The following is a 23,057-nucleotide window of genomic DNA, read 5'->3' as shown; positions in this document are numbered from 1 at the left end:
GCATCGCCCGCCTGCACAACCTCACACTGACCGGCTGAGAAGCAACAGCACTGGTCGACCGGCATGCCGGAGATCATTTACGGGACAACACTTAGGCTCGGAAGCATGAGTCTTCGCTTGAGCACCGTGATCCTGCCGTACCGTCGCTGGCACGAGGGCGGCCGTTCGGCCTGGACGCGCGCCGAGCAGCTCGGTTTCCACACCGCGTACACCTACGATCATCTGTCCTGGAGGAGCTTCCGGGACGGCCCGTGGTTCGGCGCCGTTCCGACCCTCACCGCCGCCGCGGCCGTCACCGAGCGTCTGCGCCTGGGCACCCTGGTGACCTCGCCGAACTTCCGGCACCCGGTGACGCTCGCCAAGGAGCTGATCTCCCTCGACGACATCTCCGGTGGCCGGGTCACGCTCGGCATAGGAGCCGGCGGCACCGGCTTCGACGCCACCGCGCTCGGCCAGGAGCCGTGGACACCGCGTGAGCGTGCCGACCGGTTCAACGAGTTCCTCCCGCTGCTGGACCGGCTGCTGGCCGAGGACGCGGTGTCCTACGAGGGCGACTTCTACTCGGCCCACGAGGCCCGCAACATCCCGGGCTGTGTGCAGCGGCCCCGGCTGCCGTTCGCCGTGGCCGCGACCGGGCCGCGCGGTCTGCGACTCGCCGCGCAGTACGGGCAGGCCTGGGTGACCACCGGTGACCCGAAGCTCTTCGAGCACGGCACCCCCGAGCAGTCCGACCGGGCCCTGCGGGCGCAGGCCGACAAGCTCGCCGACGCCTGCGCCGCCATCGGCCGGGAGGTGAGCGAGCTCGACAAGGTCCTGCTCACCGGCTTCACGCCGGACCGCAGCCGGCCGCTGGAGTCCGTGGACGCCTTCGTCGACTTCGCCGGCCGCCACCGCGACCTGGGCTTCACCGAACTCGTCGTCCACTGGCCGATCCCTGACTCGGACTTCACGGCGGACGAGAAGGTCTTCGAGCGGATCGCCATGGAGGCCCCGGCTCAGCTGCGGGCATGAGAGCCGTAGCTCACATATGTGCAGAGTCGCGCACGGGCGTGCAGGCATATGCGGGACAATGACCGGGTGACCTCAGCGACCCGACAGCCCGAGCCCCCGGCCGCAGTACTCCGCCCGCGGCTCATCGCCACCGACCTCGACGGCACCCTGCTGCGAGACGACAAGTCGGTCTCCCCGCGCACGGTCGCCGCGCTGGCCGCCGCCGAGAAGGCGGGCATCGAGGTCTTCTTCGTCACCGGCCGCCCCGCCCGCTGGATGGACGTCGTCAGCGCCCACGTCCACGGACACGGCCTCGCCATCTGCGGCAACGGCGCCGCCGTGGTCGACCTCCACGGCGGCCCCGGCACGCACCGGTTCGTGAAGGTCCGGGAGCTGGCCCGGGAGAACGCGCTGGACGCCGTGCGGCTGCTGCGCGAGGCGGCGCCCGGCACGGTGTACGCGGTCGAGCAGACGTACGGGTTCCACCAGGAGCCGGCGTACCCGAAGCTGCACATGGAGGTTCCCGACGACCTCCTGCCCGCCGAGAAGATCCTGGCGCCGGGCGGTCGCGCCGCCGACGAGCCGGTCCTCAAGATCCTGGCCTTCCACCCCGAGCTGGACCCCGACGGCTTCCTCACGCTGGCCCGCCTCGCCATCGGCGACCGCGCCAACGTCACCCGGTCCAGCCCCAGCGCCCTGCTGGAGATCAGCGGCCCGGAGGTCTCCAAGGCCAGCACACTCGCCCTGTGCTGCGCCGAGCGCGGCATCTCGCACGAGGAGGTCGTCGCCTTCGGTGACATGCCGAACGACGTCGAGATGCTCACCTGGGCGGGACGGTCGTACGCCATGGGCAACGCACACCCGGACGTGGTCGCCGCCGCGTCGGGGCGGACGGTCGCCAACAACGAGGACGGGGTGGCCGTGGTCATCGAACGGATCCTGGCGGACCTGCCCTAGCGTCCGCCCGGCGGCGCTCCCCGGCCCGTCAGAGCGAGACCCCGCGCTCCGACAGCCACGGCACCGGGTCCAGGGCCGAGCCCACCTCGGGTGTCACCCGCACCTCGAAATGCAGATGCGGGCCGGTGGAGTTGCCGGTACTGCCCGACTGCCCGACCCACTGGCCGGGCCGGACCCGGTCCCCCTGATCGACGGCGACCGCGGCGAGATGGGCGTACTGCGTGTAGTAGCCGCCGGCGTGCTGGACCACGACCTGCATGCCGAAGGCCCCGCCGCAGGACACCTTCACCACCCGGCCCGCGCCGACCGACCGCACCGGTGTCCCGACCGGCACCGCGAAGTCCTGACCGGTGTGCCGGTTCGCCCAGCGTGCCCCGCCGCTGCCGAAGGACGCCGACAGCGCGTATGTCCGCACCGGTGCGACCCAGGAGCGGTCGAAGTCCTCGTCCGGCTGGTCGAGGCGGACCGCGCCGGGGCACGAACCGGCCGTGACCGAGGCGTCCGCCTCCCCCTCCAGACGCGCCCGCGCCGCCTCGAGCTTGCCCTCGATCTCCTTCTTCAGCTCGGCCAGCTCCGCGTTGCGCTCCTCCAGCGCCCGCCAGGCGGCCTGCGCCTTCGCCTCGTCGGCGGCGAGCCGGGCCTCGGCCCGCAGGCTCCGGCCGATGGCGTTGTTCACGGCCACATCGGCCCGGGTGAGGGCGTGCTGACCGCGCATCAGCTCGTCGGGGTCGTCGGCCAGGAGCATCTGGGCGGTGAGCGGCAGCCCTCCGCTGCCGCGGTACTGCGCGCGGGCGATCCGGCCCAGATCCTCGTGCATGCCGTCGATCTTCCGCCGCTGCCGGTCGAGCCGCTCCTCGTACTCCAGGGCCTTCGAGCGCTGCGCCTCGGCCTCGCGCCGCCCGTCCTCGTACTGCCGGGTCGCCGTGGCCGCGTCCGCGTACAGCCGCGCCACCTGTGCGCCGGTGGCGGAGCCGCCGTCCTCGTCCCCGGCGTCCGTGGGACGGGCGGCGAGCACGGCGAGCGCGCACAGCAGCACCGGAGCCAGCAGCGGATGACGGCGAGGTGAGCGCATGTCAGCGATCGTGGACCGCGCGGGGGCGCGGGGTCTCCTTCAGCTCGTACGAGTGGGGGACCCGTTGCTGCACACGGCGCAGTACCGCTGCTGCACATGGGGCAACGCGGCGGCGACGGTGCTCAGTACGGGGCCTCCCACAGCACCGTCGTACCGCTGCCGTCCCTACCGATGCCCGGCCCGGTCCGACTGGTGCCCCCGACGGTTTCGGCGCGGCGCTCGAGATTGCGCAGTCCGCTGCGCCGTCCGCCCTCGGGGATCCCGACACCGTCGTCCGCGACGGTCAGCCGCACCCCCGGGCGGCCGTCCGGGAGCGTCACCGTGGCATCGACGGCCACCTCGATCCGGGTGGCGCCGGCGTGCCGGAAGGCGTTGGACAGGGTTTCGCGCAGCGCGGCGATGAGGTTCTTGCCGGTCAGGTCACCGACGGCGGTGTCGACCGGGCCGACGAAGCGGTGGGAGGGCGGGAAGCCGAGCGGCACGGCGGCCATGGCGACTTCGCGCAGCACGCGTGTGCGCAGCGCCTCGGGTGCCTCGGCGGGCTGCCGCAGCGCGAAGATGGCGGAGCGGATCTCCTGGATGGTGACGTCGAGTTCGTCGACGGCCCCGCCCACTCCGTCACGTACTTCGGGCGCGAGCGCCCTGCGCTGCGCGCTCTCCAGCATCATTCCCGTGGCGAACAGCCGTTGGATGACGAGGTCGTGCAGGTCGCGCGCGATGCGGTCGCGGTCCTCGTAGACGGCGAGCCGTTCCCGGTCGCGCTGGGCGTCGGCCATCATCAGGGCCAGCGCGGCCTGCGAGGCGAACCGGTCGCCGAGCGCGCGCTCCGTCCGCGTGAACGGGCGCTCACCTCGGGCGCGGGGCATGACGAGACCGCCGAGGACCCGCTCGTCCCGGCACAGGGGCAGCAGCATGATCGGTCCGTAGCCACGCACGGGCCCCGCCGCCGTTCGTGGGTCGGTGGCGGCGTCGTCCACGAACACCGGGCGCCCGGCCAGCAGTTCTGCGACGACGCCGTTGTCCGGCGGGATGACCGTGCCGAGGGCGTTCGTGGCGTGCTGTGCGGCGACGGCCACGATCTCCAGGCCGCCCCCGTCGGCCGGCAGCAGCACGATTCCCGCCCGCGCTCCGGAGAGCCGACGGGCCTGTTCGGCGACGACCTGGAGGGCCTCGTCCATGTCACCCCCGGAGAGCAGCGCGGTGGTCACGGCGACCGACCCGTCGATCCAGCGCTCCCGCTGCTGGGCGGCTTCGTACAGTCGCGCGTTGCCGATCGCGATGCCTGCCTCGGTGGCCAGGACCCGGACCATCGCGAGGTCGTAGTCGTTGAACGGCTCCCCGGCCGGCTTGTCGCTCAGGTAGAGGTTGCCGAAGTTCTCGCCGTGTACGCGGATGGGGACGCCGAGGAAGCTGCGCATCGGCGGGTGGTGCTCGGGGAAACCGCAGGAGCGCGGGTCCTCGGTCAGGTCCGTGAGCCGGACCGGGTCCGGGTCGCGGATGAGGGCGCCGAGCAGGCCCTTGTGCCCGTCGGGCAGGTGGCCGATCCGCCGGGCGGTCGCCTCGTCGACGCCGTGGTGCACGAACTCGGCGAGGCCGTCACCCTCCTCGTCGACGACGCCGATGGCCGCGTACCGGGCGCTCGCCAGGTCGGCCGCCGTCTCGCAGATCCGGTTCAGCGTGGAGTGCAGTTCCAGTCCGCTGCCGACGGAACGCATCGCGTCCAGCAGCTTCGGCACCCGCGCCAGGAGCTCGGCCGGGGTCCCCTGGTGGGGCGGCTGCGGGCCGGGAAGCGGTGCAGGGGGCATGACCTGAGCCTAATGAGACCCTTTTGTTCTGGAAAGTCCTATTTCCTGAGAGGATCGTGAATTGCGGGAAACGGTGGGTCGAGGCAGCTCGCGGCCGCGGCGGCCCCGGTCAGCCGGTCACCCCGCTCCCACCAGCAGTTCGGACGCCGCCTCCCGCTCGGCCATGGTCCGCAGCGGACCCGGCACGGCGGCCAGCTCCGCGTAGGCCCCCCGCTGCACGGCCCGGCCCTCGTCCAGCACGATCACCTCGTCCACGGCCTCCAGACCGGCCAGCCTGTGCGTGATCAGCAGGGTGGTACGGCCCTCGGTGGCGGCCAGCAGATCGGCGGTGAGCGCGTCGGCGGTCGGCAGGTCCAGGTGCTCGGCGGGCTCGTCCAACACCAGGACCGGGAAGTCGGCGAGCAGTGCCCGGGCGAGGGCCAGCCGTTGCCGCTGACCGCCGGAGAGCCGGGCCCCGTGCTCCCCCACCAGCGTGTCCAGACCTTCGGGCAGGCAGTCGGCCCACTCCAGCAGCCGGGCCCGCTCCAGCGCCTCGCGCAGTTCGCCCTCGGTGGCGTCCTTCCTGGCCAGCAGCAGGTTCTCCCGCACCGAGCTGTCGAAGAGGTGCGCGTCCTGGGCGCAGAGTCCGACGAGCCGCCGTACGTCGTCACCTGCCAGGGCAGAGGCGTCCACGCCGGCCAGCGTGTAGGAGCCGGCGTCCGTGTCGAGGAACCTCAGCAGCACCTGGGCCAGGGTCGTCTTGCCGGACCCGGAAGGACCGACCACGGCGACGCGGCGGCCCTTCGCCAGGGTCAGGTCGAGCCCCGTCAGGGCGTCCCGGTCCTGCCCGGTGTACCGGGCAGCCAGCCCCTTGAGGACGACCGGGAACGGCGACGCGGGGGCCTGTCGGGGCGTCTCCGGCTCTCGTACGGGCTCGGGAGCGTCGAGCACCTCGTGCACGCGCTCCGCACTCCTGTGGACGCGCTGGCGGTACTGCACGGCCAGTGGCAGACCGAGTACGGCCTCGAAGGCGGCCAGCGGGGTGAGCACCACGACGGCCACGGCCACACCGGTGAGCCGGCCGTCGGCGACCGCCTGGGCACCGACGAGGGCGGCGCCCGCGACCGTCAGGCCGGAGATCAGCGCGGTCAGTCCGTCGCCCAGCGCGGTGGCGGTGGCGGCGCGCGAGGCGATCCGGGTGAGCGCGCCGTCGGCCCGGCGCGCCTCGGCGAACCGCGCGGGCAGGGCGCCGGCGACGGTCAGCTCGGCGGTGCCGGTGAGCAGGTCGGTCACCCGGGTGGCGAGCACACCGCGGGCGGGCGCCAGCCTGTACTCGGCCCTTCGTGCCACGGCACCGGTGATCAGCGGGACCCCCGCTCCGGCCGCCAGCAGGCCGACGGCGAGCACGGCGCCCGCCTCCGGCAGCAGCCAGGCGGTGAAGCCGACGGACGCGGCGGAGACGACCACCGCGGAACCGGCGGGCAGCAGCCAGCGCAGCCAGTAGTCCTGCAGGGCGTCGACGTCGGAGACGAGCCGGGACAGCAGGTCGCCCCGGCGGCTGCGGCGCAGTCCGGCGGGCGCCAGCCGCTCCAGTCGCCGGTACACCGCGACGCGGGTGTCGGCCAGCATCCGCAGCACCGCGTCGTGGGACACGAGCCGCTCGGCGTAGCGGAACACGGCACGTCCGATTCCGAAGGCACGCGTCGCCGTCACGGCCACCATCAGGTAGAGCACCGGTGGCTGCTCGGACGCCCGCGAGATGAGGTACCCGGAAGTGGCCATCAGACCGACGGCACTGCCCAGGGCCAGGCTGCTGAGCAACAGCGCGAGACCCAGCCGCCCGCGCCGGGCGGCTGACATGGCGCGCACTCTGGCGAGGACTCCGCCTCCGTTGTCCGCCTCGGTGACCGGGTCGTCGAGGGCCGCTCGGGCCGGGGCGTCAGCGGCCTCCGCCTGAGGCCGTGCGGCCGGTGACGCGCCGTGCACGCCGTGGGCCGTGACGGCGCCGGCCGGCTCCTCCAGCCGCACCACCCGGTCGGCCACCTCCAGCAGGGCCGGCCGGTGCACGACCAGCAGCACCGTCCGTCCCGCCGCCAGCCTCCGCACCGCGGCCACGATCTCGGCCTCGGTGGCACCGTCCAGTGCGGCCGTCGGCTCGTCGAGCAGCAGCACGGGCCGGTCGGCGAGGAACGCCCTGGCGAGCGCCAGCCGCTGCCGCTGCCCGGCGGACAGTCCGCCGCCGCCCTCACCGAGCACCGTCGCCGTGCCCTCGGGCAGCGCGTCCACGAACGCCAGCGCATGCGCGTCCCGCAGCGCCTGTCGTACGGCGTCGTCGTCGGCGTCGGGCCGCGCCAGCCGTACGTTCTCGGCGATGGTGCCCGCGTACAGGTGCGGGTGCTGCGGAACCCAGGCGACACGGGCGTGCCACTGCTCAAGGTCGAGGTCGGTGAGGTCGGCTCCCCCTACGCGGACTCGTCCGCCGACCGGGCGCACGAAGCCGAGCAGGGTGTTGAGGAGCGTCGACTTGCCCGCTCCGCTCGGGCCGACCAGGGCGACCGTCTCCCCGGGCTCGACGGTGAAGTTCACGTCCGTCACGGCGTCTGTGGCGCGTCCGGGATAGCGGACGGTCACCCCCTCGAACACCAGGGGGCCGGCGGTCGGCACGGTGCCGGTCCCCGCGGCCGGTGCCGCCTGCTCCAGCACCTCGAAGATCTCCTCGGCGGCGGCGAGGCCCTCTGCCGCCGCGTGGTACTGGGCGCCGACCTGGCGCAGTGGCAGATATGCCTCGGGTGCGAGCACCAGCACGACCAGGCCGTCGTAAAGGGCCATGTCCCCGTGGACGAGCCGCATGCCGATGGTGACGGCGACGAGCGCCACGGAGAGCGTGGCCAGAAGTTCCAGTGCGAAGGACGACAGGAAGGCGATCCGCAGGGTCCGCATGGTCGCCTGCCGGTACTCGCCGGTGATGCGCTTGATCGACTCGGCCTGCGCCTTGGCCCGCCCGAAGACCTTCAGCGTCGGCAGTCCGGCGACCACGTCCAGGAAGTGCCCGGACAGCCGGGACAGCAGCCGCCATTGACGGTCCATCCTGGACTGCGTCGCCCAGCCGATCAGCACCATGAAGATCGGAATGAGCGGCAGGGTGCCGACGATGATGGCCGCCGAGACCCAGTCCTCGGTGACGATGCGGGCCAGCACCGCGACGGGGACGACCACCGCGAGCCCCAGCTGGGGCAGGTAGCGCGAGAAGTAGTCGTCGAGAGCGTCGACGCCCCGCGTGGCCAGGGCGACCAGCGACCCGGTCCGCTGTCCGCCCAGCCACCCGGGGCCGAGCGCCGTGGCCCGCTCCAGCAGTCGGCCGCGCAGCTCCGACTTGACCGCCGCGCTCGCCCGGTGCGCGGCCAGTTCGGTGAGCCAGCCGACCAGCGCGCGACCGCATGCGACGCCCACCAGGAGCAGCAGGGGAGTGCGGAGTTCGGCTGCCGTCATGTCCTGCTGGAAGGCGCCCACCACCACCTCGGCGATGAGCATCGCCTGGGCGACGAGCAGGCCCGCTCCGACGGCGCCGAGAGCGACGACCGCCATCAGGAAGAGTCGAGTGGCGCGGGCGTACCGCAGAAGACGTGGGTCGATGGGTTTCACGTGAAACACCCCATGGGACTCAGTGCGCGGGTTCGGCGATGTGCTGGGTACCGATCCGCTTGCGGAACACCCAGTACGTCCAGCCCTGGTAGAGCAGGACGACAGGTGTGGCGACCGCGGCCAGCCAGGTCATGATCTTCAGGGTGTAGGGGCTGGACGATGCGTTGGTGACGGTGAGGCTCCAGTCCGCGTCGAGCGTGGACGGCATGACGTTCGGGAACAGCGTCAGGAAGAGCATCGCCACGGCGGCCACGATGGTGACGCCGGACAGGGCGAACGCCCATCCCTCACGCCCGGCCTGGTTCGCCACCAGCGCGACGACCAGACCGGCCACGGCCACCACGAGCGCCGCCAGGCTCTTGCCGTCGCCGCTGGCGGCCTGCGTCCAGAGCAGGAAGGCGAGGGCGAGCACCGCCGTGACGAGGCCGACGCGCAGGGCCAGGGTACGGGCCCGCTCGCGGATGTCACCGACGGTCTTGAGCGCCGTGAACACCGTTCCGTGGAAGGTGAACAGCGTCAGCGTCACCAGGCCGCCCAGGAGGGCGTACGGGTTGAGCAGCTCCCAGACGGAGCCGACGTACTCCATGTCCCGGTCGATCTTCACGCCGCGGACGATGTTGCCGAAGGCGACGCCCCACAGGAACGCCGGGAGCAGCGAGGTCCAGAAGATCGCGGTCTCCCAGTTGCGCTGCCAGCGCTCCTCGGGCCGCTTCACGCGGTACTCGAAGGCGACACCGCGGACGATCAGGCAGACCAGGATGACCAGCAGCGGGAGGTAGAAGCCGGAGAACAGCGTGGCGTACCACTCCGGGAAGGCGGCGAAGGTGGCGCCGCCGGCCGTGAGCAGCCACACCTCGTTGCCGTCCCAGACGGGGCCGATGGTGTTGATCAGCACCCGCTTCTCGGCCCGGTCACGGGCGAGCAGCTTGGTGAGCACGCCGACCCCGAAGTCGAACCCCTCGAGGAAGAAGTAGCCGGTCCACAGGACCGCGATCAGAACGAACCAGACGTCGTGCAGTTCCATGACTGTGCAGCTCCCTCGGCCTAGTACGAGAAGGCCATCGGCTTGTCGGCGTCACGGAGGTCGCCGCCGATCTTCGTGGGCGGGTTGAGGTCGGCCTCGGTGAGCTCGGGCGGGCCGGCCTTGACGTACTTGGCGAGCAGCTTGACCTCGATGACGGCGAGGACGGCGTACAGCAGGGTGAAGACGGACATCGAGATGATGACTTCGGCCGTGGAGACACCGGGGGAGACCGCGTCGCGGGTCTGCATCACGCCGTAGACGACCCAGGGCTGACGGCCCATCTCGGTGAAGATCCAGCCCCAGGAGTTGGCGATCAGCGGGAACGCCATCGTCCAGAGCGCCAGGAGCCAGTACAGACGGGTGAGCCTCGTGCCGAGCGGCTTGCGCAGCAGGACCAGGTGCGGCACCTCGTCCTCCCCGGTCCGCAGGGCGGGCGGCAGCAGGAACTTCTTCCGCGTCAGCCACAGGCCCAGCAGGCCGAGGGAGAAGGAGGCCATTCCGAAGCCGATCATCCAGCGGAAGCCCCAGTAGGCGACGGGGACGATGGGCTTGTAGTCGCCGGGGCCGAACTTCTCCTGGAGGGCCTCGTTGGTGTCGTTGATGCCGGGCACGTACGAGTCGAAGTCGCTGTGGGCGAGGAAGGACAGCAGCCCGGGGATCTCCAGGGCGACCTTGTTGTGCCCCTCGTCGACGTCGCCGTAGGCGAAGACGGAGAAGGGAGCCGGTTCCTCGCCGTCCCACAGCGCCTCGGCGGCGGCCATCTTCATCGGCTGCTGCTCGTACATGACCTTGCCGAGGGTGTCGCCGCTGACCGCGGTGAGGATGCCGCCGACCGCCAGGGTGACGAGGCCAAGCCGGAGCGAGGTCCGCATCACCGGGATGTACTTCTTGCGCATCAGGTGGAAGGCGGCGATGCCCACCATGAAGGCGCCGCCCGTCAGGAAGGCCGCCGAGAAGCTGTGGAAGACCTGGTTGAGAGTGGTGTTCTGGGTCAGGACGGCCCAGAAGTCGGTGAGTTCGGCCCGGCCCTTCTCCTCGTTGATCCGGTAGCCGACCGGGTGCTGCATCCAGGAGTTGGCCGCCAGGATGAAGTACGCCGACAGCAGGGTGCCGATCGAGACCATCCAGATGCAGGCCAGGTGGATCTTCTTGGGCAGCTTGTCCCAGCCGAAGATCCACAGACCGATGAAGGTCGACTCGAAGAAGAAGGCGATCAGCGCCTCGAAGGCGAGCGGGGCGCCGAAGACATCGCCGACGAAGCGGGAGTAGTCCGACCAGTTCATGCCGAACTGGAACTCCTGCACGATGCCGGTGACGACACCCATGGCGATGTTGATCAGGAAGAGCTTGCCCCAGAACTTGGTCGCTCTGAGGTACTTCTCCTTCTCGGTACGGACCCAGGCGGTCTGCAGACCGGCCGTGAGTGCGGCCAGCGAGATCGTCAGGGGGACGAACAGGAAGTGGTAGACGGTCGTGATGCCGAACTGCCAGCGCGCCAGCGTCTCCGGCGCCAGAGCCATGTCCACGTCGTCACTCTCCTTGCATCGCCACTCGCCGTGGTCGGCGGCAGTTTGTGCGTGTATGTCACACCCAACTCGGGCGCAACCGAGACACGCTTGTGAACGCGTTCACATTCACAAGCAATTATGACGTACAGCTTTTCGACACCGGAAGGGGGGTCCCTTGTGACGTCAACCCCTTGGCGAGAACTTCAACATCTTGTTGAATTCGCCGCATGAAGATACGGATCTCATGGCCCGCGGGTCACCTCACCGCGACCCTCACCGACACCCTGAGCACGCAGGCGCTCCTCAAGGCCCTGCCGCTCACCGCCTCCGCCCACACCTGGGGCGAGGAGGTGTACTTCGACACAGGTGTGTCGGTTTCACGTGAAACGGACGCCCGGCAGGTCGTCGAGCCTGGCACGGTCGCCTTCTGGACCGACGGCGACGCCCTGGCGCTGCCGTACGGGCCCACGCCGATCTCGCGAGGCGACGAGTGCCGCCTCGCGAGTCCCTGTAACATCCTCGGCCGCCTCGACGGCGACCCGCGCCTGCTGGCGACGGTGCGGAACGGTGACCCGGTGCGCGTCGAACGCATCGACGCCTAGCAACTGAGGACGCCGCGCTACGACGACCCCGCCCGTGGGCGCGCCACAGCCGCCCTACAGCTCCTTGCGGAACTCCTGCGCCACCTTCAGGAAGATGTCGTTCGCCTCGCTCTCACCGACCGTCACCCGCACACCCTCGCCCGGGAACGGTCGGATGACCACGCCGGCCTGCTCGCACGCGTCCGCGAAGGCGACCGTGCGCTCCCCCAGCCGCAGCCACACGAAGTTCGCCTGGGTGTCCGGCACCGTCCAGCCCTGCGAGCGCAGCGCGTCGACCACGCGCGTGCGCTCGCACACGAGCGAGCCGACCCGTCCGATCAGCTCGTCCTCGGCCCGCAGCGACGCGATCGCCGCCTCCTGGGCGATGTGACTCACTCCGAAAGGCACCGCCGTCTTCCGCAGTGCGGCCGCCACCGGCTCGTGGGCGATCGCGAACCCGACCCGCAGGCCGGCGAGACCGTACGCCTTGGAGAAGGTCCGCAGCACGCAGACGTTGGGCCGCTCTCGGTACAGCTCGCAGCCGTCCGGCACCTCGGGGTCGCGGATGAACTCGCGGTACGCCTCGTCGAGGACCACCAGCACATCGCTGGGCACCCGGTCCAGGAAACGCTCCAGCTCGGCCCGTCGCACCACCGTGCCGGTCGGGTTGTTGGGGTTGCAGACGAAGATCAGCCGGGTCCGGTCGGTGATCGCGGCCGCCATCGCGTCCAGGTCGTGCACGTCGCCCGGGGTGAGCGGCACCTTGACCGACGTCGCGCCGCTGATCTGCGTGATGATCGGGTACGCCTCGAACGAGCGCCAGGCGTAGATCACCTCGTCGCCCGGGCCAGAGGTCGCCTGGATCAGCTGCTGCGCCACACCGACCGAACCGGTGCCGGTGGCCAGGTGGGAGAGGGGGACGCCGAACCGGTCGGAGAGTTCGCTCATCAGCGACGTACAGGCCATGTCCGGGTACCGGTTGAACGACGAGGCCGCGGCCGTCACCGTCTCCATCACGCCCGGCAGGGGCGGGTACGGGTTCTCGTTGGAGGACAGCTTGTAAGCCACCGGGCCGTCGGCAGCGGCGGGCTTGCCCGGCTTGTAGGTGGGAATACCCTCCAGCTCGGCGCGCAGCTTGGGGCTCGTCTCGCTCACCACAGTCCTCCTCATGACCACCACCGGCATCGAATACTTCTCACCTTAAGAGGATTCGGCGCCGCTGCGTATAGGTGAGGCCAGACCTCGTCCGTCACACCGGCATCAGGGGCATCAGGACACGAAGGCGCACGATTCAGGGGGCGCGCCGCACATATATCTACGCGCCGGTGGCTCGCGCCGTGGCGCGCATCCCTCGTGCAGGTGAGTTGAGACCTCTTCGCAACATCGGACACGCGGCAGGCCCTCAGTCGTCGGCACGTCAGGTACTGGGGTAGATGGCCCCATCTGGCTTGGTTTCCACGGCAGTTGATCCCTAACGATCTTGCAGAAACGTGACTGTCAACGCCTGCATATGCGTCCGCCCTACCCCACCCCATGAGCCCTACTATCGGCTCGCCATGACAGCAGCAGGGAAGCACCAGGTGAGCCGCGCGGAAACCTCACGCCGAGGCAGCCGGCCGGGCCGGGCGGGCATCAGGGACGTGGCCGCCGCCGCCGGAGTGTCCATCACAACCGTCTCCGACGCCCTCAACGGCAAGGGCCGACTCCCGGATGCCACCCGGCGCCATGTGCGCGAGGTCGCGGACCGACTGGGCTACCGGCCCTCGGCCGCCGCCCGCACGCTCCGCACCGGCAAGTCCGGACTCATCGGCCTGACCGTGACGACGTACGGGGATGAACCTTTCACCTTCACCGAGTTCGCGTACTTCGCCGAGATGGCGCGCGCCGCCACGTCCGCCGCGCTCGCCCGGGGCTACGCGCTCGTCATCCTCCCGGCGACCTCCCGTCACGACGTGTGGTCCAACGTCGCGCTCGACGGCACGGTCGTCATCGACCCCTCCGACCACGACCCGGTCGTCAGCGAACTCGTACGCCAGGGTTTACCGGTCGTCTCCGACGGCCGCCCGGCCGGCACGCTCCCTGTCACCGCCTGGGTCGACAACGACCACGAGGCAGCCGTACTCGGCATCCTCGACCACCTCGCCGACGCCGGCGCCCGCCGGATCGGCCTGCTCACCGGCACCACGACCGACACGTACACGCATCTGTCGACCACCGCCTACCTGCGCTGGTGCGAGCGCGTCGGCCAGGACCCCGTCTACGAGTCCTACCCGGCACACGATCCGTGCGCCGGGGCCGTCGCCGCCGACCGGCTGCTGGCCCGCCCCGACCGGCCCGACGCCGTCTACGGACTGTTCGACCCGAACGGCACCGACCTGCTCGCCGCCGCCCGCCGCTACGGACTGCGCGTCCCGGAGGACCTGCTGCTGGTCTGCTGCAGCGAGTCCACCGTGTACGCCAGTACCGAGCCGCCCATCACGACGTTGTCCCTGAAGCCCCGCCGTATCGGTACGGCGGTGATCCAGGTCCTGATCGACGCCATCGAAGGGCTCGCCCAGGACCAGCCGGTCGAACAGGTGATACCGACCGAGTTGATCGTCCGGACGTCTTCGCAGCGCCGCCCGCCCCGGACGACGGTCAGCCCGCCGCGGTCGCCCGAGCGCGAGTAGGACCGCCGCCCGGCGCGCCCGGAGCACGGTCGTGCCACCGTCGCGGACGGGCGAAGCCGGGCCCAATCGGGGCGAAAGCCGCGGTGAACCGGAGTCCTGTTCTGATTCACCACCCCTGGGTCATCACACAGCGCGATCCGCATTCCTATGATGGGCCCACACACCGCGGGCCGCTGCGACCAGGCAGTCCGAAGCGGTGCAGATGCGGCGCGATGGTGGAGGGGTCGATGACTCAGGGGGCCGGTCAGGGACCCGAGGTGCAGCGGACGGCGACGGTGCGCGACTTCCGGGTGCCCGCGTACGTCCACGAGGCCGCTCCGTACGCCGCCCCTGGACCGCAGGCGAGCGAGGCCGCCCCGCCGTCCGAGGAGGGGCACGAGGAGGCTCTTCCGGACGGGTACACGCCCACCCAGCGAGATCTGCCCGTCATCCGTCGGGGTGACACGGTCCAGGTGACCGTCGACCCGGAGCCGGTCCAGGTGACACAGTCCGCCACGGGACAGGGCCCGCTGTTCGTGGTCGGCGACGTGCACGGCTACCTCGACGAGCTGGTGGCCGCCCTGCGGGAGAAGGGCCTCATCGACGCGGGCGGCCAGTGGTGCGCCGGCACCACGCGGCTGTGGTTCCTCGGCGACTTCACGGACCGCGGCCCCGACGGCATCGGCGTCATCGACCTCGTGATGCGGCTGTCCGCCGAGGCCGCCGCGGCCGGTGGCTACTGCAAGGCGCTGATGGGTAACCACGAGCTGCTGCTGCTGGGCGCCAAGCGGTTCGGCGACACGCCCGTCAACTCCGGCGCGGGCACCGCCACCTTCCAGGCGGCCTGGCTGCTGAACGGCGGCCAGAAGACCGACATGGACCGCCTGCAGGATCACCACCTGCAGTGGATGGCCCGACTCGACGCCATGGAAGAGGTCGACGGCCATCTCCTGGTCCACTCGGACGCCACCACCTACCTCGACTACGGCCGTTCCATCGAGGAGGTCAACGACACCGTCCGCGAGGCGCTCACGCGCAACGACGCGGAAGAGGTGTGGGACCTGTTCCGCAAGTTCACCAAGCGCTTCTCCTTCCGCGACGAGGGCGGCGCCGACGCCGTGCGCTCCCTGCTGGATACGTACGGCGGCACCCGGATCGTTCACGGCCACAGCCCCATCCCCTATCTGTTGGGCGAGGTCGGCTCCGAGGACGGCGAGGACGACACCCGTACCGCGGTCGAAGGACCTCACGTCTACGCGGACGGGCTGGCCATCGCGATGGACGGCGGCGTGACCATGGCCGGAAAGCTGCTGGTCCAGCAACTGCCGCTCGAATCCTGACCGTTCGCCGAACGGGCATTTCGGCGGCGGCCTCCTCACAGGTCGGCACCCAATTTCTGGAAACCCCCTGTCACCCTCCACCGTCACCGCTCTACCATCGGCTTATCCGTAGCAGGCTCCCCTCCGTTTCTGCCCGACGGCTCGTTGGCATGCGAGCCCCAAGCCCTACGGAGCATCGGGGGATGCACATGAACAGCGTTCCGCAGCACCTGCCGAACGAGGACCGCCAGGAGTACGAGCGGATCCTCGACGAGGCGCTGCGCTCCGCACCACGCCGCCCGGAGCTGGCCGCTGTCGGACAGCGGCTCAACTCCGAACAACTGCGCACCATGGCACTCAGCGCCACCGCCCTCATCACCGCGGCGGCCACCACCGAGTACCAGCACTACGTCAAGGTCCGTGAGGAACTGCGCCACCCGGCGCCGTCCGCCAAGGACCCGGCCACGCGCGGATCCGGCTCCGAGGAGCAGGGTCCGGGCGCGGCAGGACTCGCCGCCACCATGGGCGAGGTCGCCGAGGCGACCGGTGCGGGGGCCGTGGCCGTCGTCGCCGTCCTGGCGCCCGTCCTGGCCGGCACCGCCGCAGCGATCTTCCTGCTCGTCGGTTACCTCCTGAAGGTGCTCGACCCGGGGCAGACCTTCGCGCAGACCATGCTCACCACCGGGTGGGTGTTCGGCGCCGTGACCGCGGTCGCGATCCTCGTCGCCGCGGTGGGTCTGCTGCTCACCGCACTGCGCAACCGCCCCTTCGCCGAGCCCGGCTTCTACGGCGAACTCGACGAGGAAGTGGTCCGGGCCAGGGACGCCTGGCACGAAGCCCTGCTGGAGCGGGGCATCCTGCCGTTCCTGCGGGAGGCACTCGCCGATCCGGGCGCCGCGGCCCTGCGCACGGGACCGGCGGCGCCGACGAGCCGCATGCCGCACCTCGGCTACGGCCGTCCGGGCTTCACGAGCCCCGGTGAGGGCACCGCCACCGGCCCGGGCCCGAGCTACTCGAGCCCGGACTACAGCAGCCCGGACTTCGGCGGCCCGGAACACCGGCCCGATTAGTCACCTCCCGGGCGCCGTACCCCCCTTGCCTTCGGGGGTACGGGGCACCGGGCCGGGTGACGTCAGTCGGCGATCGGCAGGTACACCCGGTTCCCGCTCGCCGCGAACTCCTTCGACTTCTGGAGCATCCCCTCGGCGACCTCCTCGGGAGACGCGCCCTCGGCGGCCGCACCACCGAACCGCTCCGTGATGCTCTGGCTGATCTTCATGGAGCAGAACTTCGGCCCGCACATCGAGCAGAAGTGAGCCGTCTTGGCAGGTTCGGCGGGCAGTGTCTCGTCGTGGAACTCCCGCGCCGTGTCCGGGTCGAGGGCCAGGTTGAACTGGTCCTCCCACCGGAACTCGAAACGGGCGTCCGACAGCGCGTCGTCCCACTCCTGGGCACCCGGGTGACCCTTGGCGAGGTCGGCGGCGTGGGCGGCGATCTTGTAGGTGATGACGCCGGTCTTGACGTCGTCACGGTTGGGCAGGCCCAGGTGCTCCTTGGGCGTGACGTAGCAGAGCATGGCCGTACCCCACCAGGCGATCATCGCGGCACCGATGCCGGAGGTGATGTGGTCGTAGGCGGGCGCGACGTCGGTCGTCAGCGGGCCGAGCGTATAGAACGGAGCTTCATCGCAGATCTCCTGCTGAAGGTCGATGTTCTCCTTGATCTTGTGCATCGGGACGTGGCCCGGGCCCTCGATCATGGTCTGTACGTTGTAACGCTTGGCGATCGTGTTGAGTTCCCCGAGCGTGCGCAACTCCGCGAACTGCGCCTGGTCGTTGGCGTCCGCGATGGAGCCCGGCCGCAGGCCGTCACCGAGCGAGTAGGTGACGTCATAGGCGGCGAGGATCTCGCAGAGCTCCTCGAAGTTCTCGTACAGGAAGGACTCCTTGTGGTGCGCCAGGCACCACGCCGCCATGATCGACCCGCCGCGCGAGACGATGCCGGTCTTGCGATTCGCGGTCAGCGGTACGTACGCCAGGCGCACACCGGCGTGGACCGTCATGTAGTCCACGCCCTGCTCGGCCTGTTCGATGACCGTGTCCTTGTAGATCTCCCAGGTCAGCTCCTCGGCCCGGCCGTCGACCTTCTCCAGGGCCTGGTAGAGCGGCACGGTCCCGATGGGGACGGGGGAGTTGCGCAGCACCCATTCGCGCGTGGTGTGGATGTTGCGGCCGGTGGACAGGTCCATGACCGTGTCGGCGCCCCACCGGCTCGCCCAGGTCATCTTCTCGACCTCCTCCTCGATGGAGGACGTCACCGCCGAGTTGCCGATGTTGGCGTTGACCTTCACCAGGAACCGCTTGCCGATGATCATCGGCTCGATCTCCGGGTGGTTGACGTTGGCGGGCAGCACGGCTCGGCCCGCCGCGATCTCCTCGCGGACCACCTCCGGCGCCACGTTCTCCCGGATGGCCACGTACTCCATCTCCGGCGTGATCTCTCCCCGGCGTGCGTACGCGAGTTGCGTGACCGCGCTGCCGTCCCGGCCGCGGCGCGGCTGGCGCGGGCGGCCGGGGAAGACGGCGTCGAGGTTGCGCAGGCCGCCACGCGGCGAGGTGTGCTTGATTCCGTCGTCCTCGGGGCGAACGGGACGGCCCGCGTACTCCTCGGTGTCACCGCGGGCGATGATCCAGTTCTCCCGCAGCGGCGGCAGCCCCCGGCGGACATCGGTGTCGACGAGCGGATCGGTGTACGGGCCCGAGGTGTCGTAGAGCGTGACCGACTTCCCGTTGGTGAGGTGCACCTGACGGACCGGCACCCGCAGGTCGGGGCGCGAGCCCTCGACGTACGCCTTGTGCCAGCCGATGGACTTCCCGGCCTCCACGGTCTCCTCCTGGGCGGAGTTCTGAGCGGAGGCAGGCGTGCGTGCGTCCTTGATGGTCATGAGACCTACTCCCTACGCCGGCATTACCCGGTAACAGGTTCGGCGGTCGACGCAGCGGCTTCCGTCTGACGACGCTTCGTGGGATACATCACTCGGGTTCGGTGACGTTTCCCGTGAAACATCGCTGGGACGGAGGTCAGCGCCCTCTCAGCCCGGTGCTCCGAGCTCCCGCGTGTACAAAGGTGCCTCCACGCTAGCGTCAATTCGGGCGCGGTGAACAGAGGGCCCCCCTCGTTCTTGCGATGATCGGTCGGTGACCACACCGCAGCATCCCCCCTTCCCACCGCACGAACCCCGCCGCGGACCGGGCACCGAGCACGGCGACAACCGCGGAGCCGGTCCGGCCTCACCCGGTCCTCACGGCGCGGGCGGAGACCGACATGACGCGGGGGGCGGGCACGGCTCGGGCGGTGGGCAAGGCCCTGGCGGCGGGCACGGTGCCGGCGGGGGCCATGGCTCGGGCGGCGGAGACGGGGGCGGTGGACACAGCCACTCGCACGCGCACAGTCATGGTCCGGCGGCGCCCGTCTCGCGGCATCTGCGGAAGGTCATCGCCGCGGTCCTCATCCCGTTCGCCGCGGCCGTGCTGATCGGCCTCGCGGTGCTGTGGCCGGGCGGAGCCCCGCCGCACGAACGCACCGGGGTCGGTTTCGACCGGCAGACGCAGCAGGCCACGGTCACCAAGGTGGTCGAGCTGAGCTGTCAGTCCGTGAACGCCTCGGGCGTTCCCCCGACCGGCGACACGTCCACCGCCGAGGGTTCCTCCGCGGTGCAGCGGGCGAACGGCGACTGCAAGCGGGCCACGATCCGCGTAGACAGCGGCAGCGACAAGGGCCGCACCTTCACCGAGATCGTGCAGCCGGACCAGTCACGGCAGTTGCACGAGGGCCAGAAGGTCGTGGTCGCCTACGAGCCCTCCGCGCCCGAGGACCTGCAGTATTCGGTGACCGACATCAACCGCCGTGTCCCGATGGCGCTGCTCGCCGGCATCTTCGCCCTCGCGGTCGTGGTCGTCGGCCGTCTACGGGGTCTCATGGCCCTGGTCTCGCTGGCCGTCAGCTTCCTGCTGCTCAACTTCTTCATGCTGCCCGCGATCCTGCAGGGATCGAACCCGCTGCTCGTGGCGGTGATCGGATCCAGCGCCATCATGCTGATCGCGCTGTACCTGTGCCACGGTCTGTCGGCCCGCACGTCCGTGGCGGTACTGGGCACGCTCATCTCCCTGGTGCTGATCGGCGTGCTCGGGTCGCTGTTCATCGGCTGGGCCGCGCTCACCGGCAATACGGACGACAACACGGGCCTCATCCACGGCCTGTATCCGACGATCGACATGAGCGGCCTGCTGCTCGCCGGAGTCATCATCGGTTCGCTCGGTGTCCTCGACGACGTGACGGTCACCCAGACGTCGGCGGTCTGGGAACTGCACGAGGCCAATCCGACGCTGGGCCGGCGCGGGCTGTACCGCGCCGGAATCCGTATCGGTCGCGACCACATCGCTTCGGTCGTCAACACCCTGGTCCTCGCCTACGCGGGCGCCGCCCTTCCGCTGCTGCTGCTGTTCTCCATCGCGCAGAGCGGGGTGGGGACGGTCGCCAACAGCGAGTTGGTCGCGGAGGAGATCGTGCGCACCCTGGTCGGCTCGATCGGCCTGGTGGCGTCCGTTCCGGTCACCACGGCCCTCGCTGCCCTCGTCGTGTCGGCCGACCGGCCCGCCGACCACCCCGCGGCCCGGACCGCCGGAGCGGCACCGGGTTCGGGCCCGGCGCCCGTACGTGGCGGGCGGGGCCGGCGTCGTAAGCGCTGAGCCACCGACGGGAGCGCCCAGGTGAAGCGTTACGGCACGTGGAGGGATTCCTGCCGTAACGGTTCAGCCCGCGCTCTGTTCCTCCGCCAGGATGCGGTCCAGGGCCTCGTCGAGGTGGGCGTCGAAGTCGGCGAGCGCGCCCTCCTGGCCCAGCGGCACCAGTTTGTCGGTCCGGTCCAGGAACGCCACCAGAGGCGCCGCCGACGAACGGAAGAGCGCCTGGTCGTTTCCGACCTGAAGGCGGATCAGCACCTCGGCCAGCGGCTCCGGGTCGACGGGGGCGATGCGCACATCGCCGTCACCGCACGGCCGGCCCACCCCGTCCAGCAGCAACTCTCGGCCGAAGGCCCAGGTCACCGGCGCGTCCCCGGGCAGATGGAAGGTCAGTCGCACGGCATAGGGATCACAGGTCTCGTAGCGCAGCTCCACCGGGATGCGGAACGAGAGCTCCTCGGACACGAGAAAGCTCATCATGACCTCTGCCTGTACGGACTCGCCCATCGCACACCCGTCATTCGCCGTCGACTGTCCGGGAATCAAACCTCTAACACTGGTGGCATCTTGCTCAACGTACACACCAGATCACAAGGAGTGAGTTTTCAGATACTGATAGAGATCGCCAGTGACCCCAGAAGCCGCCCCACCTCGTCCTGCAAACGCTGGGCCGCGGGCAGCAGCCGGTCGGCCTGCTGGAGGGGCAGGGAAATGGCCATGGTGGCGGCCGTGGTGCCGACGGTGATCGGGATCGCCGCGCACACCGTCCCCAGGGCGTACTCCTGGCGTTCGACCACTGGGGCCATCCGCCGCATGCGTTCCAGCCGCTTCAGCAGGGCATTGCCATCACGCACCGTGTACGGCGTGACGGGCCGCACGGGGTAGCGGTCCAGATGGTCGCGGCGGGCATCGTCGTCCAGCTGCGAGAGCAGGCACTGCCCGATGGCGTGCGCGTGCCCGGTCTCGCGGAAGTCCGCCCATTCCTCCACGGCCGGATTCCCCGGGGTGTCGGAGACGCACATGACTTCGATCTCGCCGTCGCGGTACATGGCGTAGTACACGGGGACGCCGATCGCGTCGCGCCAGCGCGCCAATGCGTCGATCACCGTGCTGCGACGTTTCTGCTGGGCGCCTCTGCCGCTCAGCCGCTCGGCGGCCTCGCCGAGGAAGAACAGTCCCTTCTCACGGCGCAGATAGCCCTCGTGCACCAGGGTGCGCAGCAGGTGGTACGCCGTGGGCAGCGCCAGTCCGGTCTCCCGGGCCAGTTGCTTGGCGGGGGCTCCGTACGTGTGCCCGGCGACGCACTCCAGAAGGCGCATCGCCCGCTGAACGGATCCGATGAGCGTCGCGGAGGGCGGGTCCGTGGAGGACGTGGGGGGCGTTCGGGGCGTCGAGTGTGGTTGCACGGGCAATGCGTGCAGCGGAACCAATACGGTGTCGGCCGTGGCCAAGGGTCACTCCCGGAACGCGAGGGGGCAGCCCCGTGCGGGGAACACGGGTGGGGTGTACGCCGCTCGCGGGGTCACCCCCGCGTCGAGTTCCGGACTCTAATCGCCGGTCACCGCTCACCGACGATCCGTCCGGGAAACTTCCCTCGCGCGAGGGAACCGGTGATTCCTGTTACCGCCTCCGGTGTCCCACAGTCCTCACCAGTCGCTGCGTGACGATGAACTCGACATGAACTTGCGCACCACGTAGATCAGTCCGCCGACGAGCGCGACGAAGACCAGCAGCTTGAACAGCAGTCCGATCACGAAGCCGACCACGCTCGCGATCAGCCCGCCGAACACGACCAGGGCGATGACCGGCACCGCGATCCACTTCACCCACCACGGCAGCCCCGTGAAGATCTCTCGCATCGCCCTCGTCCTTACCTCTCCGCCCGTTCGAGTGCCGGGTCCTTCGGCGGCCCGGAAGCCCGCTGGGAGTTCTGAATGTCCTGCACTCGATGCTAGGGCCGCGCGGGCCCCGGCAGGGGCCCCGCATCCCTTGTCTCCCCCTGACCGATCCCCTAGGGAACCCCGAGGCGCGGCTCAGCTCTCGGGCGGAGAGAAGACCACCAGAACCCGCAGGTCCTCGCTGATGTGGTGGAACTTGTGGGCGACCCCGGCCGGCACATAGACCACGCTGCCGCGCGCGACCTGGGTGGTCTCCATGCCCACGGTGATCGCGGCCCGGCCGCTCACCACGAAGTACACCTCGTCCTGCGCGTGCGGCTGCTGCGGGTCGGACGTTCCCGCGTCGAGCGCGTACAGACCGACCGACATGTTCCGCTCGCGCAGGAACTGCAGGTAGGCACCGTCGTTGGCGGCGCGCTCCGCCTCCAGTTCGTCCAGCCGGAATGCCTTCATCGCTTCGTCCGCCCCTGCCTCACCGTTCGTTTCCGATCGCGTCTGCCACGATCAGACACATGAAGAATTTCCTAGTCAAGACGATCGCCAACGCGGCCGCCCTCGCGGTCGCCGTGTGGCTGCTCGACAAGATCACGCTGACCGGGGGCAGCACCGGCGAGAAGACCCTCACACTGATCGTCGTCGCCCTGGTGTTCGGCTTGGTCAACATGCTGGTCAAGCCGATCGTGCAGGTGCTGACCTTCCCGCTGTTCATCCTGACCCTCGGCCTGTTCACGCTGGTGGTCAACGCGCTGATGCTGTTGCTCACGTCGTGGCTGGCCGACAAGCTCGACCTGAGCTTCCACGTCGACGGGTTCTGGACCGCCGTCCTGGGCGGCCTGATCATCTCGGTCGTCTCCTGGGCCCTCAACGCGTTCCTGCCCGACAAGGACTGATC

Annotated in this window: 19 protein-coding genes and 1 riboswitch; of the genes, 8 read left to right on the top strand and 11 right to left on the bottom strand. The window is 70.3% G+C overall.

The annotated features are described in order from the left end of the window. Positions 1-105 precede the first annotated feature (105 nt). Entirely contained in the window at positions 106-1,011 is a 906-nt protein-coding gene (locus tag KUM03_RS12085) for an LLM class flavin-dependent oxidoreductase (RefSeq protein WP_217247033.1), read from the top strand. Between the two features lie 48 nt (positions 1,012-1,059). Further along, complete coding sequence (locus tag KUM03_RS12080; protein WP_217247032.1) at positions 1,060-1,947, top strand: HAD family hydrolase; 888 nt, start codon at positions 1,060-1,062, stop codon at positions 1,945-1,947. Between the two features lie 28 nt (positions 1,948-1,975). Here KUM03_RS12080 and KUM03_RS12075 read toward each other — a convergent pair whose 3' ends face one another. The 5 genes from KUM03_RS12075 to KUM03_RS12055 form a co-directional block, all read right to left on the bottom strand. Beyond that, positions 1,976-3,019 (bottom strand): M23 family metallopeptidase, encoded by a 1,044-nt coding sequence (locus KUM03_RS12075; RefSeq protein ID WP_217247031.1) that lies wholly within the window; start codon positions 3,017-3,019, stop codon positions 1,976-1,978. A gap of 122 nt (positions 3,020-3,141) precedes the next feature. Beyond that, positions 3,142-4,824, bottom strand: a complete 1,683-nt coding sequence (locus KUM03_RS12070; protein ID WP_217247030.1) for a GAF domain-containing protein — start codon at positions 4,822-4,824, stop codon at positions 3,142-3,144. 117 nt (positions 4,825-4,941) lie between these two features. Next, entirely contained in the window at positions 4,942-8,445 is a 3,504-nt protein-coding gene (gene cydD, locus KUM03_RS12065) for a thiol reductant ABC exporter subunit CydD (RefSeq protein WP_217247029.1), read from the bottom strand. A gap of 19 nt (positions 8,446-8,464) precedes the next feature. Next, complete coding sequence (gene cydB, locus KUM03_RS12060) at positions 8,465-9,469, bottom strand: cytochrome d ubiquinol oxidase subunit II (protein WP_217247028.1); 1,005 nt, start codon at positions 9,467-9,469, stop codon at positions 8,465-8,467. Positions 9,470-9,489: 20 nt separating this feature from the next. Further along, positions 9,490-10,995, bottom strand: a complete 1,506-nt coding sequence (locus tag KUM03_RS12055) for a cytochrome ubiquinol oxidase subunit I (protein ID WP_217247027.1) — start codon at positions 10,993-10,995, stop codon at positions 9,490-9,492. Positions 10,996-11,204: 209 nt separating this feature from the next. On the opposite strand from KUM03_RS12055, the gene KUM03_RS12050 reads away from it, so the two are divergent. Continuing rightward, positions 11,205-11,579 carry a cyclophilin-like fold protein gene (locus tag KUM03_RS12050; protein ID WP_217247026.1) on the top strand — a complete coding sequence of 125 codons (375 nt, stop codon included), beginning with the start codon at positions 11,205-11,207 and terminating at the stop codon, positions 11,577-11,579. Between the two features lie 54 nt (positions 11,580-11,633). On the opposite strand, the gene hisC is transcribed toward KUM03_RS12050, so the two are convergent. Then, positions 11,634-12,713, bottom strand: a complete 1,080-nt coding sequence (gene hisC, locus KUM03_RS12045) for a histidinol-phosphate transaminase (RefSeq protein WP_217247025.1) — start codon at positions 12,711-12,713, stop codon at positions 11,634-11,636. 401 nt (positions 12,714-13,114) lie between these two features. Between hisC and KUM03_RS12040 the strand changes: the two genes are divergently transcribed. The 3 genes from KUM03_RS12040 (at position 13,115) to KUM03_RS12030 (ending at position 16,595) form a co-directional block, all read left to right on the top strand. Further along, on the top strand, positions 13,115-14,227 hold the full coding sequence (locus tag KUM03_RS12040; RefSeq protein ID WP_073726019.1) for a LacI family DNA-binding transcriptional regulator: 1,113 nt from the start codon (positions 13,115-13,117) through the stop codon (positions 14,225-14,227). A gap of 212 nt (positions 14,228-14,439) precedes the next feature. Continuing rightward, complete coding sequence (locus KUM03_RS12035; protein ID WP_217247024.1) at positions 14,440-15,546, top strand: metallophosphoesterase family protein; 1,107 nt, start codon at positions 14,440-14,442, stop codon at positions 15,544-15,546. Positions 15,547-15,728: 182 nt separating this feature from the next. After that, positions 15,729-16,595: a hypothetical protein gene (locus KUM03_RS12030; RefSeq protein WP_217247023.1), complete on the top strand. Its 867-nt coding sequence runs from the start codon at positions 15,729-15,731 to the stop codon at positions 16,593-16,595. Between the two features lie 62 nt (positions 16,596-16,657). Here KUM03_RS12030 and thiC read toward each other — a convergent pair whose 3' ends face one another. After that, a complete protein-coding gene (gene thiC, locus KUM03_RS12025; protein ID WP_254399221.1) occupies positions 16,658-18,469 on the bottom strand; it encodes a phosphomethylpyrimidine synthase ThiC in 1,812 nt (603 codons plus the stop codon). Further along, positions 18,462-18,651, bottom strand: a riboswitch (TPP riboswitch). It overlaps the preceding gene by 8 nt. Before the next feature lie 71 nt (positions 18,652-18,722). Between thiC and KUM03_RS12020 the strand changes: the two genes are divergently transcribed. Continuing rightward, positions 18,723-20,273, top strand: coding sequence for a YibE/F family protein (locus KUM03_RS12020; RefSeq protein ID WP_217247022.1), 1,551 nt, complete (start codon positions 18,723-18,725; stop codon positions 20,271-20,273). A gap of 63 nt (positions 20,274-20,336) precedes the next feature. Here the strand turns inward: KUM03_RS12020 and KUM03_RS12015 are convergent, their stop codons facing one another. The 4 genes from KUM03_RS12015 to KUM03_RS12000 all read right to left on the bottom strand — a co-directional run bounded on the left by KUM03_RS12015 (position 20,337) and on the right by KUM03_RS12000 (position 22,618). Then, entirely contained in the window at positions 20,337-20,774 is a 438-nt protein-coding gene (locus KUM03_RS12015) for an SsgA family sporulation/cell division regulator (RefSeq protein ID WP_217247021.1), read from the bottom strand. Between the two features lie 98 nt (positions 20,775-20,872). Beyond that, positions 20,873-21,607 (bottom strand): helix-turn-helix domain-containing protein, encoded by a 735-nt coding sequence (locus tag KUM03_RS12010; RefSeq protein ID WP_308406304.1) that lies wholly within the window; start codon positions 21,605-21,607, stop codon positions 20,873-20,875. A gap of 306 nt (positions 21,608-21,913) precedes the next feature. Continuing rightward, positions 21,914-22,126, bottom strand: coding sequence for a DUF5326 family protein (locus tag KUM03_RS12005; protein WP_007388908.1), 213 nt, complete (start codon positions 22,124-22,126; stop codon positions 21,914-21,916). 174 nt (positions 22,127-22,300) lie between these two features. Next, a complete protein-coding gene (locus tag KUM03_RS12000) occupies positions 22,301-22,618 on the bottom strand; it encodes a cupin domain-containing protein (protein WP_043382483.1) in 318 nt (105 codons plus the stop codon). Positions 22,619-22,677: 59 nt separating this feature from the next. Between KUM03_RS12000 and KUM03_RS11995 the strand changes: the two genes are divergently transcribed. Then, positions 22,678-23,055: a phage holin family protein gene (locus KUM03_RS11995; protein ID WP_073726035.1), complete on the top strand. Its 378-nt coding sequence runs from the start codon at positions 22,678-22,680 to the stop codon at positions 23,053-23,055. Positions 23,056-23,057: the final 2 nt, after the last annotated feature.

This window comes from Streptomyces sp. AC602_WCS936, from assembly GCF_019049125.1.
Lineage (GTDB): Bacteria > Actinomycetota > Actinomycetes > Streptomycetales > Streptomycetaceae > Streptomyces.
Note: the sequence above shows the minus strand (reverse complement) of the source record. Positions and strands in the feature narration are given on the sequence as shown.